17 protein-coding genes and 1 tRNA gene are annotated in these 16,044 nt (G+C 70.2%); 12 read left to right on the top strand and 6 right to left on the bottom strand.

Annotation, left to right across the window (positions count from 1 at the left end):
* Positions 1–47: 47 nt before the first annotated feature.
* The 5 genes from K7G59_RS08245 (at position 48) to K7G59_RS08265 (ending at position 3,997) form a co-directional block, all read left to right on the top strand.
* Complete coding sequence (locus K7G59_RS08245; protein WP_225831696.1) at positions 48–386, top strand: hypothetical protein; 339 nt, start codon at positions 48–50, stop codon at positions 384–386.
* Entirely contained in the window at positions 383–1,546 is a 1,164-nt protein-coding gene (locus tag K7G59_RS08250) for a DUF3631 domain-containing protein (protein WP_225831697.1), read from the top strand. Before K7G59_RS08245 ends, K7G59_RS08250 begins: the two co-directional genes overlap by 4 nt.
* 180 nt (positions 1,547–1,726) lie before the next feature.
* The gene (locus K7G59_RS08255; protein ID WP_225831699.1) at positions 1,727–1,945 is read left to right on the top strand and encodes a helix-turn-helix domain-containing protein; all 219 of its coding nucleotides are present in this window, start codon (positions 1,727–1,729) and stop codon (positions 1,943–1,945) included.
* A gap of 80 nt (positions 1,946–2,025) precedes the next feature.
* Complete coding sequence (locus tag K7G59_RS08260) at positions 2,026–3,306, top strand: tyrosine-type recombinase/integrase (protein WP_225831701.1); 1,281 nt, start codon at positions 2,026–2,028, stop codon at positions 3,304–3,306.
* 97 nt (positions 3,307–3,403) lie between these two features.
* Positions 3,404–3,997 carry a hypothetical protein gene (locus K7G59_RS08265; RefSeq protein ID WP_225831704.1) on the top strand — a complete coding sequence of 198 codons (594 nt, stop codon included), beginning with the start codon at positions 3,404–3,406 and terminating at the stop codon, positions 3,995–3,997.
* Between the two features lie 77 nt (positions 3,998–4,074).
* Here the strand turns inward: K7G59_RS08265 and K7G59_RS08270 are convergent.
* Positions 4,075–4,149, bottom strand: a tRNA-Cys gene (locus K7G59_RS08270).
* A 192-nt stretch (positions 4,150–4,341) separates the two neighbouring features.
* On the opposite strand from K7G59_RS08270, the gene K7G59_RS08275 reads away from it, so the two are divergent.
* The 6 genes from K7G59_RS08275 (at position 4,342) to K7G59_RS08300 (ending at position 10,164) form a co-directional block, all read left to right on the top strand.
* Positions 4,342–5,793: an MFS transporter gene (locus K7G59_RS08275; protein ID WP_225831706.1), complete on the top strand. Its 1,452-nt coding sequence runs from the start codon at positions 4,342–4,344 to the stop codon at positions 5,791–5,793.
* A 22-nt stretch (positions 5,794–5,815) separates the two neighbouring features.
* The gene (locus K7G59_RS08280) at positions 5,816–6,013 is read left to right on the top strand and encodes an Arc family DNA-binding protein (RefSeq protein ID WP_225832241.1); all 198 of its coding nucleotides are present in this window, start codon (positions 5,816–5,818) and stop codon (positions 6,011–6,013) included.
* Between the two features lie 3 nt (positions 6,014–6,016).
* Positions 6,017–6,397 (top strand): type II toxin-antitoxin system death-on-curing family toxin, encoded by a 381-nt coding sequence (locus K7G59_RS08285; protein ID WP_225831708.1) that lies wholly within the window; start codon positions 6,017–6,019, stop codon positions 6,395–6,397.
* 111 nt (positions 6,398–6,508) lie between these two features.
* A complete protein-coding gene (locus tag K7G59_RS08290) occupies positions 6,509–8,299 on the top strand; it encodes a DEAD/DEAH box helicase (RefSeq protein ID WP_225831710.1) in 1,791 nt (596 codons plus the stop codon).
* A gap of 302 nt (positions 8,300–8,601) precedes the next feature.
* On the top strand, positions 8,602–9,243 hold the full coding sequence (locus K7G59_RS08295; RefSeq protein ID WP_225831713.1) for an IclR family transcriptional regulator: 642 nt from the start codon (positions 8,602–8,604) through the stop codon (positions 9,241–9,243).
* A 129-nt stretch (positions 9,244–9,372) separates the two neighbouring features.
* On the top strand, positions 9,373–10,164 hold the full coding sequence (locus tag K7G59_RS08300; RefSeq protein ID WP_225831715.1) for a S16 family serine protease: 792 nt from the start codon (positions 9,373–9,375) through the stop codon (positions 10,162–10,164).
* 147 nt (positions 10,165–10,311) lie between these two features.
* Here the strand turns inward: K7G59_RS08300 and K7G59_RS08305 are convergent, their stop codons facing one another.
* From K7G59_RS08305 to K7G59_RS08325, 5 genes are read right to left on the bottom strand one after another with little or no spacing between them, the layout of a single operon-like run.
* Positions 10,312–11,283 carry a glycine betaine ABC transporter substrate-binding protein gene (locus K7G59_RS08305; protein ID WP_225831717.1) on the bottom strand — a complete coding sequence of 324 codons (972 nt, stop codon included), beginning with the start codon at positions 11,281–11,283 and terminating at the stop codon, positions 10,312–10,314.
* The gene (locus K7G59_RS08310; RefSeq protein ID WP_225831719.1) at positions 11,280–12,350 is read right to left on the bottom strand and encodes an ABC transporter permease; all 1,071 of its coding nucleotides are present in this window, start codon (positions 12,348–12,350) and stop codon (positions 11,280–11,282) included. Before K7G59_RS08310 ends, K7G59_RS08305 begins: the two co-directional genes overlap by 4 nt.
* Positions 12,347–13,594 (bottom strand): betaine/proline/choline family ABC transporter ATP-binding protein, encoded by a 1,248-nt coding sequence (locus K7G59_RS08315; protein ID WP_225831722.1) that lies wholly within the window; start codon positions 13,592–13,594, stop codon positions 12,347–12,349. The genes K7G59_RS08310 and K7G59_RS08315 overlap by 4 nt, the downstream gene beginning before the upstream one ends.
* The gene (locus K7G59_RS08320; protein WP_225831724.1) at positions 13,587–14,234 is read right to left on the bottom strand and encodes an ABC transporter permease; all 648 of its coding nucleotides are present in this window, start codon (positions 14,232–14,234) and stop codon (positions 13,587–13,589) included. Before K7G59_RS08320 ends, K7G59_RS08315 begins: the two co-directional genes overlap by 8 nt.
* Before the next feature lie 5 nt (positions 14,235–14,239).
* On the bottom strand, positions 14,240–14,734 hold the full coding sequence (locus K7G59_RS08325) for an Lrp/AsnC family transcriptional regulator (RefSeq protein ID WP_225831726.1): 495 nt from the start codon (positions 14,732–14,734) through the stop codon (positions 14,240–14,242).
* A 122-nt stretch (positions 14,735–14,856) separates the two neighbouring features.
* Between K7G59_RS08325 and hppD the strand changes: the two genes are divergently transcribed.
* Positions 14,857–16,002, top strand: a complete 1,146-nt coding sequence (gene hppD, locus K7G59_RS08330) for a 4-hydroxyphenylpyruvate dioxygenase (protein WP_225831728.1) — start codon at positions 14,857–14,859, stop codon at positions 16,000–16,002.
* The last annotated feature ends 42 nt before the right edge of the window (positions 16,003–16,044 follow it).

A 16,044-nucleotide genomic window follows, 5' to 3' on the forward strand; every position in this document is an offset into this window, starting at 1 on the left:
CCCCGAACAGCCCGCAAGCCGCTCCACAGCCTGCGGGCACGGCGGCCATGGGCGAGCCGAAAGGCGCCGCCCGTCAGGGCGTCACTGCTCTTCGTTCTGAGCGGTTCCGGAGCAACGAGGCACGCCACACCGCGCAAGACCCGACGCCCGAGCGGCCCGGTATCCGCATCTACGCCCCACCGGTCTACCGCCACCACTACGACGGCGCCCGCTGGACCAAGCGCCACGGCGACACACCCACCGCCGCCTACGCCTGCCCCTGCGGACAGACCCGCACCGCCACCGGCCCCCGCGCCGTGGCCGCACTGATTGCCGACTACGACGCCCACAAGTCCGGCTGCCCGCAGGCTTCCACGACGACCCAGGAACGGAGGGCCGCCGCATGACCCCCACGCCCATCGACGGGGCCACGCTGCTCGACGAGGTGGAAGCCTTCCACCGCCGCTTCAACGTCTTCCCCACCGACGCCGCCTACGTCGCGGTCGCGCTGTGGGACGCTCACGCGCACCTGCTCGACTGCTTCGACTCCACCCCCCGTCTCGCCTTCCTGTCCCCGGAGCCGGGCTCGGGGAAGTCGCGTGCGTTGGAGATCGTGGAAACGCTCGTGCCGCATCCGATGGTCGCGGTCAACGCCTCCGCCGCCGCCCTCTTCCGGGCCGTGTCCGGAGTCGACGGTCGGCCCACGATCCTCTTCGACGAGATCGACACCATCTTCGGCCCCAAGGCTGGAGACAACGAAGACCTGCGCGGCTTCCTCAACGCAGGGCATCGCCGTACCGGCGTCACCTACCGGTGCATCGGGGACGGTGGCAACCAGACCGTTCAGGCGTTCCCCTCGTACTGCGCGGTCGCGGTCGCCGGGCTCGGCTCACTGCCGGACACGATCCTGACCCGCTCCGTCGTCATCCGCATGCGCCGGCGGGCACGCAACGAACGCGTGGAACCCTTCCGCGCCCGCATCCACGAGGCAGAAGGCCACAAGCTCCGTGACCGGCTCGCCGAATGGGCGGAACGAGCACGCGGCTTCGTGCTCGGAGCCTGGCCCGAGATGCCCGACGGCGTCACCGACCGCCCCGCCGATGTGTGGGAGCCGCTGCTGGCCATCGCGGACGCCGTCGGCGGACAGTGGCCCGAGCGGGCCCGCGAAGCATGCGTGACCCTCGTCAGGGCCGCGCAGACCACCGACAAACACAGCCTCGGAATCCGGCTGTTGACCGACCTGCGCGACCATGTCCTGATCGGCGTGGACAAGCTGCCCACCATCGCCATCCTCGACCGGCTCAACGCCCTCGACGACGCCCCGTGGGCCGACCTCGACGGCAAGCCGCTCGACAACCGGCGCCTGGCCCGGATGCTCGGCGAGTACATGACCGCCGACAACACCCCCATCCGATCCCGCAACATCCGCACCGCCGGCGGAGTCCTCAAAGGCTTCCACGCGGAGGATCTGACGGACGCGTGGGCGCGCTACTGCCCGCCCCCTCCCCAGGACTCCGCTACAGCCGCTACACCGCTACAGCCCAGCTCAGAGCCCCTGAATCTGTAGCGGCATCGAAGCATGTAGCGGCTACGCCTCCTGCCCCGTAGCGCATGCGTAGCCGCTACACGCCGCCCCTCCGCTACAAAAACACCCCCGCTGACCTGCGATGTAGCGCTGTAGCGGATGTAGCGGACTTCCCAGAAGGGGGCCGAGAGCCCCGAACTCTCACGTAGGAAGGTCACCCCGATGAGTACCACCGCGCCGTCCACCGTCGACGACCCGACGCTGGTTCTCCTGACCGTCGAGGAAGCCGCCCGCCGCCTCCAGATCGGCCGGACCACCTGCTACCGGCTCATCCGCACCGGAGAGCTGGAATCCATCCCGGTCGGCAATCTGCGCCGCATCCCGGCCGACGCTCCCGCGGCCTACGTCGCCCGGCGTCGCGCTCAGCAGCGCGCCGCCTAACCACGCCCACCGGGCCGCCTCCCCGATACGGGGTGGCGGCCCGGTCGTTTCCGCCCCGCCCAACCCGAAGGAGTCCGCCCGTGGCGGAAGACAAGAAGCGCACCCGACAGCCAAACGGTCGCAGCTCCATCTACCTGGGAAATGATGGCAAATGGCACGGTCGTGTCACCGTCGGCGTCCGCGACGACGGCACGCCGGACCGCCGCCACGTCGAACGCAAGACCAAAACCGAAGTGGCGGATGCTGTCCGAGAGCTGGAGAAACAGCGCGACACCAAGACAGTGAAGAAGCCCGGCAAGGCGTGGACAGTCAAGGGGTGGCTGACGCACTGGGTTGAGAACGTCGCACCCCTCGCCGTCAACGACAACACGATGGTTGGGTACGGCGTCGCGGTCCGGAAGCATCTCATCCCCGGCTTGGGCGCCCATCGTCTCGACAGGCTCAAGCCCGAGCACATCGAGGCGTTCTACGCCAAGATGCAGGCCAACGGCAGTAGGCCCGCGACCGCTCACCAGGTGCACCGAACGTTCCGAACCGCTCTCAACGAGGCCGTACGGCGCGGTCATCTCGGCAAGAACCCGGTTCAGTTGGCTAAGGCCCCGAAGACGGGGGAGTACGAGGTGGAGCCCTACAGCGTCCAAGAGGTACAGCGATTGCTGAAGGCCGCTGACCAGCATCGCAACTCCGCACGGTGGGCTGTCGCGCTCGCCCTCGGACTGCGCCAAGGGGAGGTGCTGGGCCTGAAGTGGGATGACGTGGACCTTGAGGGTGGGTTCCTCGTTGTCCGTCGCAGTCGCCACCGGCCGCAGTACGCCCACGGGTGCGCGGAGCCTTGCGGACGCAAGGCCGCCGGGTACTGCCCGCAGAGGCGACGAACCAACCCGGAGTTGTCCACCACCAAGTCGCGTGCCGGCCGCCGTGCGGTCGGTCTCCCCGAACAGCTCGTTGACCTACTCCGTGGCCACCTCAAGGCACAGGAAGGGGAGCGGGCAGCGGCCGGTAAGCACTGGGAGGAGAACTATCTGGTCTTCCCGGATGAACACGGCCGTAGCCCGTCCCATCGTCGAGACTGGGCTGAGTGGAAGGCACTGCTGACTGAGGCGAAGGTGCGTGATGGCCGGCTGCACGACGCGCGCCACACAGCCGCCACGGTCCTGCTCATCCTCGGTGTCCCCGAGCGGGCCGTCATGGGCCTCATGGGGTGGTCGACCACAGCCATGGCCGCCCGCTATCAGCACATGGTGGACGCCGTGCGGACGGACATCGCGAAACAGGTGGACGACCTGATCTGGAAGCCCGAGACGGGCCGACCGGACGACGATGACGATGGAACCGCTGGGAAGCTCGTGCGGGCTGGTTAGGGGCGGCTGCGGGCCTCATTTCCTCGTTATGAGAGGTGCGGACCAACTTGCACGAAACTCGTGCGCCTCCCGTCTCCGGCCGCGACATCCTGGCGTCATGGACGAAGGACTTGTGGCGTTAGTAACGGCGGGTATCGGACTGGTCGGGGCGCTTGGCGGCGCAGCGATGGGCGGACTGGCTGCGGTCCGTGGGGCGCGTATGGGGGCGGAGACTACGGCGCGCGCGACGATCGAACAGGCACGGAGCCAGGAGCGTGCTCAGCACGACCACTGGTTGCGGGACGAAAGGAAGCGTGCGGCGGTCCTCATGCTTGAGGCGTACGACAGGTTCACTATTGCCGCATCCCAAGTCACGCGCATGTTCGACCTGGAGATCGAGGCATCAGCCGACGTCTGGAGTGCCTATAACGCGAGCATGAACGAGATTCGGGGGGCCTACTTCCCCCTCCGTCTCCTCGGACCCGCTCGGGTGCATCAGGCGGCACGTGAGCTGTGGCAGTTGATCGAGGAGTACCACGAAGGGATTCAGGAGTGGGCCGACGGCATCATGACGGCGACGGACGAAACTAGGGCTGAGTGGCGGGCTCGCGAGGAGCAGCAGAGGTACACACTCGGACATGCACACAGCGACCTGATCGATGCTGTGAGCGAGTCGTTGCAAGGCAATGATGCCGTCCCACGCCCTAACTGAGACGGCAACTGAGACGGAGTGCCAAAAGGGCGGCACCTTTCCGAGGTGCCGCCCTTCCCTTTTGCCTGGTCAGGCACTGGAGGCCATGGCGGGAATCGAACCCGCGTAACTCGCTTTGCAGGCGAGTCCCTGAACCACTCGGGCACACGGCCGTGTTCTCGGAAATGAACGTACGGGCCCAGGGGAGAGGTGTTCAAGGAAGCGGCGGGTGCCGCCACAAGGCTGCAATGCGGCGTTCATGAAAGCGGCGGCCAGGACGGGCGTGCGGTGTACGACCATGGTCGTACCGGCAGCACGACCATCGCCAGGGGTCAAACCAGGTCGTGGACCTTACGCTGGCGACCATGACCACCCTGGGATCCCGCGACGCAGCCGTCGTGGACGCCGAGAGAGACGACGACAGCGTGCTGAGCCGGTCCTACCGGGCGCTCAGTGTCGGGATCGTCTCCGTAGTGTTCCTCATCGCCTTCGAGGCCACCGCCGTCGGCACCGCGATGCCGGTCGCGGCCCGGGAACTGGACGGCGTGGCGCTGTACGCGTTCGCCTTCTCGGGATACTTCACCACCAGCCTCTTCGGCATGGTCCTGGCCGGCCAGTGGTCGGACCGGCGCGGCCCGCTCGCTGCGCTGACCTGGGGCATCGGCGCCTTCGCGGCGGGTCTGGTGGTGGCCGGGACCGCACAGGCGATGTGGGTGTTCATCCTCGGCCGGGCCGTGCAGGGATTCGGCGGCGGGCTGGTCATCGTCGCCCTGTACGTCGTCGTCGGCCGCGCCTACCCGGAGCGGCTCAGGCCCGCCGTCCTGGCCGCCTTCGCCGCGGGCTGGGTGGTGCCGTCCATCGTCGGCCCCCTCGCCTCCGGTGCCGTGACCGAGCGGCTGGGCTGGCGCTGGGTGTTCCTCGGCATCCCGGTCCTCGTCGTGTTCCCGCTCGCTCTCGCCCTGCCGCAGATACGGCGCAGGGCGGCGGGACCCGTCGACGCCCAGGCGGGTGCCGCCGCCTTCGACCGGCGCCGGATCCGGCTGGCCCTGGCCATCTCGCTGGGCGCGGGCCTCCTGCAGTACGCGGCCCAGGACGTGCGCCCCCTCTCCCTGCTCCCCGGCCTGGCCGGCGCCGCCCTCATCGTGCCCGCCGTCCTCGGCCTGCTCCCGCGCGGCACCTACCGGGCGGCGCGCGGCCTGCCCTCGGTCGTGCTGCTGCGCGGGCTGGCCGCCGGGTCCTTCATCGCCGCCGAGTCCTTCGTGCCGCTGATGCTGGTCACCCAGCGGGGCCTGACGCCCACGCTGGCCGGTTTCTCGCTGGCCGCGGGCGGCGGCACCTGGGCGCTGGGCTCGTGGGTCCAGTCCCGGCCGCGCTTCGAGCGGTACCGGGAGCGGCTGATGACCTGCGGGATGGTGCTGGTCGCCGCCGCGATCGCCGCCGCGCCCAGCGTGCTCTGGCATGCCGTGCCCGTCTGGACCCTGGCCGTCGCCTGGGGCTTCGGCTGCTTCGGGATGGGCCTGGTGATCTCCTCCGCCAGCGTCCTGCTGCTGCAGCTCTCCGCCCCCGAGGAGGCCGGCGCCAACTCCGCATCCCTCCAGATCTCCGACGCCCTGTCCAACGTCGTCCTCCTCGCGGCGGCCGGCGCGGCCTTCGCGACGCTGGGCGGCGGCAGCACGGCGACCACCACCGCCGACGGCACCCGTCCGGTCGCCTTCGCCGCGGTCTTCCTGCCGATGGCGGGGGTGGCTCTGGTGGGGGCCTGGGTGACGCGGAGGCTGAGGACGGTGACTCAATCCGGTACCACCGTGGCCCCATAGACGGTACCGTCGTGGTATGGCTATGAACCTTCGTCTGCGGGACGACCAGCAGGAGGCACTCAGGCAGCGCGCCGAGGAGGAGGGGCGCAGCATGCACGCCATAGTGCTTCAGGCGATCGACCGGTATCTGGAGCAGGAGGCGGACCGGACCACGGTGCGGCGCCTCGGGGCGAAGTACGCGGCGGCGCACGCCGACCTGCTTCGGAGGCTGGGGGAGTAGCGGATGAAGTACCTCACGGTCCAGGAGGTCCTGGACCTGGCCGAGCTGGCGTGCGGGCAGGAGGTCGCCGTCCGTGATCTGGGCCTGCTCAGCTCGGCCGTACACCGCCCGCAGACGCAGATGTTCGGTGTCGCGGCGTACACCGACCTGTTCGAGAAGGCCGCAGCACTGCTGCATTCGCTGGCCGTCAATCATCCCCTGGTGGACGGCAACAAGCGCATGGCGTGGATGTCCACCGCTGTCTTTCTCGACTTCGACGGTGCGGAGATGGTCGGCGTCGACCAGGACGAGGCCTACAAGCTTGTCATCGAGGTGGCGTCGGGCGACCTGGACGATGCGGGGCTGATCGCCCGGCGGCTGAGGGCGTTGCACGAGGCGATGTGAACTGGGTCCCACCCACGGGCGGCGCGGCCCCGTTCGCGCGTTGACGTGGGCGGGGCGCCGGTAGGGTGGCCCGGTTGTCGTACGTAGCCGAGCCGCCCGAACCCGGAGACCGTGACTACCACCGCCACTTCCTCCCACCACCTTTCCCCCGCCTTCCCCGGCCGTGCCCCCTGGGGTACCGCCAGCAAGCTGCGTGCCTGGCAGCAGGGGGCGATGGAGAAGTACGTCCAGGAACAGCCGCGTGATTTCCTCGCCGTCGCCACGCCCGGCGCCGGCAAGACGACCTTCGCGCTGACGCTCGCCTCCTGGCTGCTGCATCACCACGTCGTGCAGCAGGTGACCGTGGTCGCACCGACCGAGCACCTGAAGAAGCAGTGGGCTGAGGCCGCGGCCCGGATAGGCATCAAGCTCGACCCCGAGTACAGCGCGGGCCCGCTCGGCAGGGAGTACGACGGGGTCGCCGTGACATACGCCGGTGTCGGCGTGCGCCCCATGCTGCACCGCAACCGCGTCGAGCAGCGCAAGACGCTCGTCATCCTCGACGAGATCCACCACGCCGGCGACTCCAAGTCGTGGGGCGAGGCGTGTCTCGAGGCCTTCGAGCCCGCGACCCGGCGCCTCGCGCTCACCGGTACGCCGTTCCGGTCCGACACCAACCCGATCCCCTTCGTGACGTACGAGGAGGGGCCGGACGGGATCCGGCGGTCCGCCGCCGACTACACCTACGGCTACGGCAACGCCCTCGCCGACCACGTCGTGCGGCCGGTCATCTTCCTCTCCTACAGCGGCAACATGCGCTGGCGCACCAAGGCCGGTGACGAGATCGCCGCCAAGCTCGGCGAGCCGATGACCAAGGACGCGATCAGCCAGGCCTGGCGCACCGCGCTCGATCCGCGCGGCGAATGGATGCCGAGCGTGCTGCGCGCCGCCGACCAGCGGCTGACCGAGGTCAGGAAGGCCATCCCGGACGCGGGCGCGCTCGTCATCGCCTCCGACCAGGACTCCGCCCGTGCCTACGCCAAGCTCATCCGGGAGATCACGGGCACCAAGGCCACGCTCGTGCTGTCCGACGACACCGGCGCCTCGAAGAGGATCGACGACTTCAGCGGCAACAACGACCGCTGGATGGTCGCGGTGCGCATGGTGTCCGAAGGTGTCGACGTGCCCCGGCTGGCGGTCGGGGTGTACGCCACCACCATCTCCACCCCCCTCTTCTTCGCGCAGGCCGTCGGGCGCTTCGTACGGTCCCGTCGGCGTGGCGAGACCGCCTCCGTGTTCCTGCCGACCGTCCCCGACCTGCTGACCTTCGCCAACGAGATGGAGAAGGAACGCGACCACGCCCTCGACAAGCCGAGGAAGGAGGGCGAGGAGGACCCGTACGCCGAATCCGAGAAGGAGATGGAGGAGGCGAACAAGCAGCAGGACGAGGACACCGGCGAGCAGGACATGCTGCCCTTCGAGGCGCTGGAGTCCGACGCCGTCTTCGACCGGGTGCTGTACGACGGTGCCGAGTTCGGCATGCAGGCCCACCCGGGCAGCGAGGAGGAGCAGGACTACCTCGGCATCCCCGGACTCCTCGAACCCGAGCAGGTGCAGTTGCTGCTGCAGAAGCGGCAGGCCCGGCAGATCGCGCACAGCCGCAAGAAGCCCGACGCCGAGGCGGACCTGCTGGAGCTGCCCGCCGAGCGGCGGCCCGTGGTCAGCCACAAGGAGATGATGGAGCTGCGCAAGCAGCTCAACACCATGGTGAGCGCCTACGTCCACCAGAGCGGCAAACCGCACGGGGTCATCCACACCGAGCTGCGCCGGGTGTGCGGCGGACCGCCGAGCGCGGAGGCGACGGCGGGACAGCTGCGACAGCGCATCGCCAAGGTGCAGGAGTGGGCGACCCGCATGAGGTGAGCCCCGGCAGGCGCATGAGGCGAGCTTCCGACCGGTGTGCGTATCCGGACGAATGCAGGCAGGCCGGATCTGGCCTTGCCCGGATTCTGGACGAAGTCTTCCGCTGAGCGAACCCCCTTCGCTACTGTCCCGCTACGCACGCCCCGTGGCAGCGCCGCCGCGGAGCGCAGCCGTGAAGCGACACGACCCGGAGCCGCCGGGCCGTTCTGGCGATCGGCGGCCTCTGAGGCGCGTCGCCGTCGGGACTCGGTGACGTTTCCGCGCTCGGGGGAGCCGACCTCACCACCAAAGGAGTGGGCGTCGTGACCGCGGAGACCTCTCAGACGCTCGACCGGGGACTGCGTGTCCTCAAGCTGCTGGCCGATACCGACCACGGCCTGACCGTCACCGAGCTTTCCACCAAACTGGGCGTGAACCGGACTGTGGTGTACCGGTTGCTCGCCACGCTGGAACAGCACGCGCTCGTACGACGTGACCTGGGCGGGCGAGCCCGGGTCGGACTCGGGGTGCTGCGGCTCGGCCGGCAGGTGCATCCGCTGGTACGCGAGGCGGCGCTGCCGGCGCTGCGCTCACTCGCCGAGGACATCGGGGCGACGGCGCATCTGACCCTGGTCGACGGCACGGAGGCGCTGGCCGTTGCGGTGGTCGAGCCGACCTGGACCGACTACCACGTGGCCTACCGGGCCGGGTTCCGGCATCCGCTGGACCGGGGTGCTGCGGGCAGGGCGATCCTCGCGGCCCGGCAGTCCCCGTCGGCCGACCCCGGGTACACGCTGACGCACGGCGAGCTGGAGGCGGGCGCGAGCGGGGCTGCGGCGCCGTTGGTCGGGGTGACCGGGGTCGAGGGCAGTGTGGGTGTGGTGATGCTGGCCGACTCGGTGCCGGAACGGGTGGGGTCGCGGGTGGTGGAGGCCGCCAGGGAAGTCGCCGAGGCGCTGCGCTGACACCGGTCCCGGCCCGACGCGGGCGGGCGACCGCCACAGCACCCGCGGGCCCCCGGCACCCGTGGGCCCCCGGCACCCGCAGCCGGGCCGCGGTCCGCGGTCTTCGTACGGTGTCGTTAGATTGATCCCGTGCTCTCACGTCTCACACGCCTCCAGGCCGTCGTCGTCTGTGCCACGCCCGTCGTGGCGCTGCTTGCCGCGGCGGTGTTCGCGCCGCTGCCGTTCTCGGTGGCACAGCCCGGGATGACGGCGAACGTGCTCGGGCGGAACAAGGGCGCGGCGGTGATCACCGTCTCGGGGGCGCCGGTGCGGCGCACCAGCGGGCAGTTGCGGATGACGACCATCGAGGCGACCGGCCCGGACGCCCGGGTCTCGCTCGGGGACGTGATCGACGGCTGGTTCCGCACCGACCGTGCCGTGATGCCGCGTGACTCGGTCTACCCGAGCGGCAACAGCGTGAAGGAGATCGAGAAGCACAACGCCGAGCAGATGCGGCAGTCCCAGGACGCCGCGACCGCGGCCGCGCTGAAGTACCTGGGCCTGAGCCCCGCCAAGGTGAAGGTCTCGCTCAGGCTCGCCGACGTGGGCGGGCCGAGCGCCGGGCTGCTGTTCACCCTGGGGATCATCGACAAGCTGGACGGCGACGGCAGCGGCGGCGACCTGACCGGTGGCCGCACCGTCGCCGGTACGGGGACGATCGACGCCGCCGGGAAGGTCGGCGCGGTCGGCGGGGTCGCCCTCAAGACGCAGGCCGCCCGGCGGGACGGGGCGACGGTCTTCCTCGTCCCGAAGGCCGAGTGCGCCGATGCCAAGGCCGAACTGCCCAAGGGGCTGCGGCTGGTGCCGGTCACCACGCTGAAGGGCGCGGTGAGCTCCCTGGTGGCGCTGGAGAAGGGGAAGGGCTCGGTACCGAGCTGCTAGGCGAGCGCCTGGGCCGGCTCCTTCAGCGAACGGGCGTCCAGCTCGCGGACCTTGTACTGCTGCGGATCCTCCGCCATGCGTACCGCGGAGGACTTCGCGTCGGCCGCGGTCTTCCCGGTCTTCTCGCGGCGCCTGCCTCACGAACCCCTACCTCACGAACCCCTGCTCCCTCATCCACTCCAGCGCCACCTGGTGCGGGTCCCGCCCGTCGACGTCGACCTCGGCGTTCAGCGTCTGCGCCACCGTGTTGTCCAGCCGCGCGGAGACCGGCGCCAGCACCCGCGCGATGGCCGGCCACCTCTTCAGGGTCTTCGCGTTGATCTCGGGGGCCGCGGTGTAGTCGGGGAAGAACTTCCTGTCGTCGGCCATCACCGCAAGGTGCATCGACCTGATGCGTCCGTCGGTGGTGAACACCTCCCCGAAGGTGCAACCACCCTTGCGGACCTGCGTGTAGATGATCCCGGTGTCCATCTGCGTGACGTTCCCCGCCGGCATGCGCATCCCGTACGCCTTCTGCAGGCCGGGCAGTCCGTCGGCCCGGTTGGCGAACTCACCCTCCACGCACAGCGTGACGGCGCCCGGGCGGCGGCCGGCCAGCGCGGCGACGTCCGACAGCGTCCTCGTGCCGTACTTCCTGAAGTTCGCCCGGTTCGTCGCGAGGGCGTAGGTGTTGTCGAGGCGGGACGGCGGCAGCCAGGCCAGCCCGTTCCTCGCGTCGGCCGCGCGCACCGCCTCCCACTGCCGCCGCGGGTCGGGGACGGGCCTGCTGTTGCCCTGGTAGGTGATCCAGGCGGTGCCCGTGTACTCGTACATGGCGTCCGCGTCCCCGTTCCTGACCGCCTCCCGCGGCCCGATGGAACCCTGGATCCCGGTGCGGTCGACGACGTCCGCGCCGGCCGCCTGGAAGGCGATGCCCGCCATCGCGCCGAGGATCAGGTTCTCCGTGAACGACTTGGACGTCACCGTCAGGTGTGCGCCCTTCAGCGGCCGGCCCGCGCCGATCGTGCCGGGCTCGACGGCGTCGACCATGGGGGAGCCGCTGCTCAGGCCACAGCCGGACGGTACGACCAGCAGCGCGGACAGCAGCAGGCAGGTCCGCAGACAGGCAGGGCGTCTCATGCGCCCGCCTCCAGCCCCCGGGGACGCAGCAGCACCTCCGCCAGCGAGGCCAGCCAGTCGACCAGCAGCGCGAGCGCGACGGTGAGCACCGAACCCAGCACCAGCACCGGCATGCGCTGGTTGGTGATGCCCGTGGTGATCAGCACGCCCAGGCCGCCGCCTCCGCCGAAGGACGCCAGAGCGGCCGTACCGACGTTGAGGACCAGGGCGGTGCGCACGCCCGCGAGGATCAGCGGTACCGCGAGCGGCAGTTCGACCCGGGTGAGCACCCCGAGCGGGGACATACCGATGCCGTGGGCCGCCTCGAGCAGAGTGGGGTCGTTGGCCTTCAGTCCCGCCATGGTGTTGGACAGCACCGGCAGGACGGCGTAGGCCACGATGCCGGTCAGGGCGGCCTTCGTACCCGTGCCGAGCCAGATCACCAGCAGGGCCAGCAGACCGATCGCCGGCGTCGCCTGGCCCGCGTTGGCGAGCGCCATCGCCACCGGGGCGGCCCGGCACAACGCCCTGCGGGTGAGCAGGACGCCCAGCGGGACGGCGATGACCAGCACGAAGAAGGTGGAGATCAACGTCAGCTGCACGTGCTGCCACAGCGCCTCGGAGACCTGGCCGCCCGACAGCGCGTTCCGGGAGATCGTGTCCAGCTGTGCCCGCCGGAACCACAGCCAGGTGGCGAGCAGGACGGCGACCAGGAACGCGGGCAGGAAGGTCAACCGCTGCCAGGTCAGCCGACGCACGGGCGGACGCTGCTCCGGCGGCGAGGCCTCCCGCTCCGAGAGCCTCTCGCCCCCACGACGGGAAACCGGTCCCTCGCCCCGGTCGGTGCGGAGGGGTCTCCCGCCTGGGTCGGCGTGGAGTGGGCTCTCGCCTTCGTCGGTGGAAGGGCGTGCCTCGCCTTCGTTGGTGCGGGCGGGTTCCTTGCCTGGCTCGGTGCGGAGGGGTTCCTCGCGTCGGTCGGTGCGGAGGGGTCCTCCTTCGTCGCCGAAGGGGCGTCCCCCGCCCTTGGCGTCGAAGGCGGGCCCGTTGGCCTCGTTCTCGCCCCCGGGGCGCCGTTCGGTGGTGCTCATGCCTTCTGCTCCGCGCCGTCGTCCTGCTGCGCGAGGTGGGGCGGGGGCGTCGGTGCGGCGGGGGCCGCCGCCGGCGCGTGCTGTGCCTCCCGTGCCTCCAGCCGGTCGGCGTCCAGCAGCCCGTGCACGGAATTCATCAGCGTCTTCATGTCGACCACGCCGATGTACTCGCCGTGCCACCCGGTCACCACCACCCGCCCGGCGTCGTCCGTCAGTACGGCCTCCAGCGCATCCCGCAGGGTGGTGTCCCGGGTCACCGTGCCGTGCACCGGTGTGCCCGCGCGGGACAGCGAACCCCGGGCCCGCATCAGGTCGCCGCGCCTGAGCCATCTCCAGGGGCGGCGGTGCCCGTCGAGGAGCAGGACCTCGTCCATACCGCTGCCGTGCAGGGAGCCGAGGATCTGCTCGATCGGGATGTCGGCGGTCACCGCCGGACAGTCCCGCATCCGCACGTCCCGCACCCGGATCAGGTCAAGCCGCTTCAGGGCCGCGCCCGCACCGACGAAACCGGAGACGAAGTCGTCCGCCGGGTCGGCGAGGATCGCCTCCGGGGTGTCGAACTGGGCGATGCGCGAGCGTTCGCGCAGCACCGCGATACGGTCGCCCAGCTTGATCGCCTCGTTGAAGTCATGGGTGACGAAGACGATGGTCTTGTGCAGCTCACGCTGGAGCCGGAGCAGCTCCTCCTGGAGGTGGGCACGGGTGATCGGGTCGAGCGCGCCGAACGGCTCGTCCATCAGCAGCACCGGCGGATCGGCCGCCAGCGCCCGCGCCACGCCCACGCGCTGCTGCTGCCCTCCGGAGAGCCGGCGCGGATAGCGGTCGTGGAACTCGCCCGGGTCCAGGCCGACCAGGCCGAGCAGCTCCTCGACCCGCGACCGGATCCGCGACCTCGGCCAGCCGATCATCTTCGGGACCAACGCGATGTTCTGGGCGACCGTCATGTGCGGGAAGAGCCCGGCCGACTGGATGGCGTACCCGACCTTGCGGCGCAGCTTCACCGGGTCGATGCCGGTGACGTCCTCGCCGTTGATGCGGACACGGCCGCGGGTCGGCTCGATCAGCCGGTTGATCATCTTCAGGGTCGTGGACTTCCCGCAGCCCGAGGGGCCGACGAAGACGACCGTCTCGCCCGCCCTGATCTCCATGGTCACGTTGTCCACGGCCGGCCGCGGACTGCCCGGGTAGTGCTTGGTCAGGTTCTCCAGTTCGATGATCGCCCCGGCGACGGATGCCTCAGACACGGATGCCCCTGGGAATCGTCAGCCGTCCGACCAGGACGTACGCGGCGTCGAACGCGAGGGCGAGGACGATGATCCCGAGCGTGCCCGCGAGCACCTGGTTCAGGGCGTTCGCGCTGCCCAGGGAGGCCAGCCCGCGGAAGATCTCGTTGCCGAGGCCCGGCCCGGAGGCGTAGGCGGCGACGGCCGCGATGCCCATCAGCATCTGCGTGGAGACGCGGATCCCGGTCAGGATCGGCGGCCACGCCAGCGGCAGCTCCACCCGCACCAGCCGCATCGTCCCGGACATGCCGATGCCCCGGGCGGCGTCCACCAGCGCCGGGTCCACCCCGCGCAGGCCGACGATCGCGTTGCGCACGACGGGCAGCAGGCCGTAGAGGATCAGGGCGATCACCGTGGGCGGCACGCCCAGCCCGACGACCGGGATCAGCAGACCGATCAGGGCGAGGGAGGGGACGGTGAGGATCGCGGAGGTCGCGGTGGTGGCGAGGCCGCCCACCCACTCGCTGCGACAGGCGACGATCCCGATGAGCACGCCGAGCACGGTCGCCGGCACCATGCACTGCAGGACGGCGCCGGCGTGCTGGAAGGCGTCGGTGAGCAGTTGCTGGTGGCGATCGCCCAGGTACTCCCAGAAGCTCACACGCCTCACCCCGTCGTCGGCTGCGTCCCTTCGCGGTCCCGGGCCGCCTGCTCCACCAGCGGGATGATCCGCAGCGGAACAGGGGTCTCCATGACGATCGTCGTGGAGGCCCGGACGATGCCATCAAAACCGACAACCAGGTCGATCACCCGCTGGAGATCGGCGTTCGAGCGGGCCACCAGCCGGCACAGCATGTCCCCGCTGCCGGTGGTCGTCAGCAGCTCCAGCACCTCCGGCACGGTCGCCAAGTGCGCCCGTACGTCGGCCCCTTGGCCCTGCCGGATCTGCAGCGTGGCGAACGCGGTGACCGGGTAGCCGAGGGCCGCGGGGTCCACCTGCGGACCGAATCCGTGGATGACTCCGTTCGACTGAAGCCGGTCGAGGCGCGCCTGCACCGTGCCCCGCGCGACACCGAGGCGCCGGGACATCTCCAGCACGCCGATGCGCGGCTCCCGGGCGAGCAGCACGATGATGCGGCCGTCCAGATGATCGATCGCCACGGGACCTCCCGAGATGGTCAGCGTGCACAGACCAACCGCCGTAGCGGCGAGATGGCTGAACAAATTGTCCAGCGATTACAGTAACTATTGCGCACCTTGCAGACCCGGTCCAGGCTTCGCCCATGACGCAGACCACACACCACACTCCCGACACCGCTCGGCAGGCCGACCCCTTCCCGGTCAAGGGAATGGACGCGGTCGTCTTCGCCGTGGGCAACGCCAAGCAGGCGGCGCACTACTACTCCACCGCCTTCGGCATGCGGCTGGTCGCCTACTCCGGACCGGAGAACGGCAGCCGTGAGACCGCCAGTTACGTGCTGGAGAACGGCTCCGCCCGGTTCGTCCTCACCTCGGTGATCAAGCCCAGCAGCGACTGGGGCCACTTCCTCGCCCGGCACGTGGCCGAGCACGGCGACGGCGTCATCGACCTGGCCATCGAGGTTCCGGACGCGCGCGCCGCGTACACCTACGCCATCGAGCACGGTGCGAGGAGCGTCGCGGAGCCGTACGAGGTGAAGGACGAGAACGGCACCGTCGTCCTCGCCGTCATCGCCACCTACGGCGAGACCCGCCACACCCTGGTCGACCGCTCCGGCTACGACGGTCCGTACCTGCCCGGCTACGCCGCCGCGTCCCCGATGGTCGAACCCCCTGCGCAGCGCACCTTCCAGGCCATCGACCACTGCGTCGGCAACGTCGAACTCGGCCGCATGAACGAGTGGGTGGAGTTCTACAACAAGGTCATGGGCTTCACGAACATGAAGGAGTTCGTGGGCGACGACATCGCCACCGAGTACAGCGCCCTGATGTCGAAGGTGGTCGCCGACGGCACCCTCAAGGTCAAGTTCCCGATCAACGAGCCCGCGATCGCCAAGAAGAAGTCGCAGATCGACGAGTACCTGGAGTTCTACGGCGGCGCCGGCGTCCAGCACATCGCGCTGAACACCAACGACATCGTCCAGACGGTACGCACCATGCGCGCGGCCGGTGTCGAGTTCCTCGACACCCCCGACAGCTACTACGACACCCTCGGCGAGTGGGTCGGCGACACCCGCGTCCCGATCGAGACCCTGCGCGAGCTGAAGATCCTCGCGGACCGCGACGAGGACGGCTACCTGCTGCAGATCTTCACCAAGCCGGTCCAGGACCGCCCGACGGTCTTCTTCGAACTCATCGAGCGGCACGGCTCCATGGGCTTCGGCAAGGGCAACTTCAAGGCCCTGTTCGAGGCGATCGAGCGGGAGCAGGCCAAGCGGGGCAACCTGTAGCCACGCTCGGGCCCGCTCCGGGGAGGTCGGCCCGGGCCCGCT

It is taken from the genome of Streptomyces sp. NK08204, assembly GCF_020400585.1.
GTDB lineage: Bacteria > Actinomycetota > Actinomycetes > Streptomycetales > Streptomycetaceae > Streptomyces.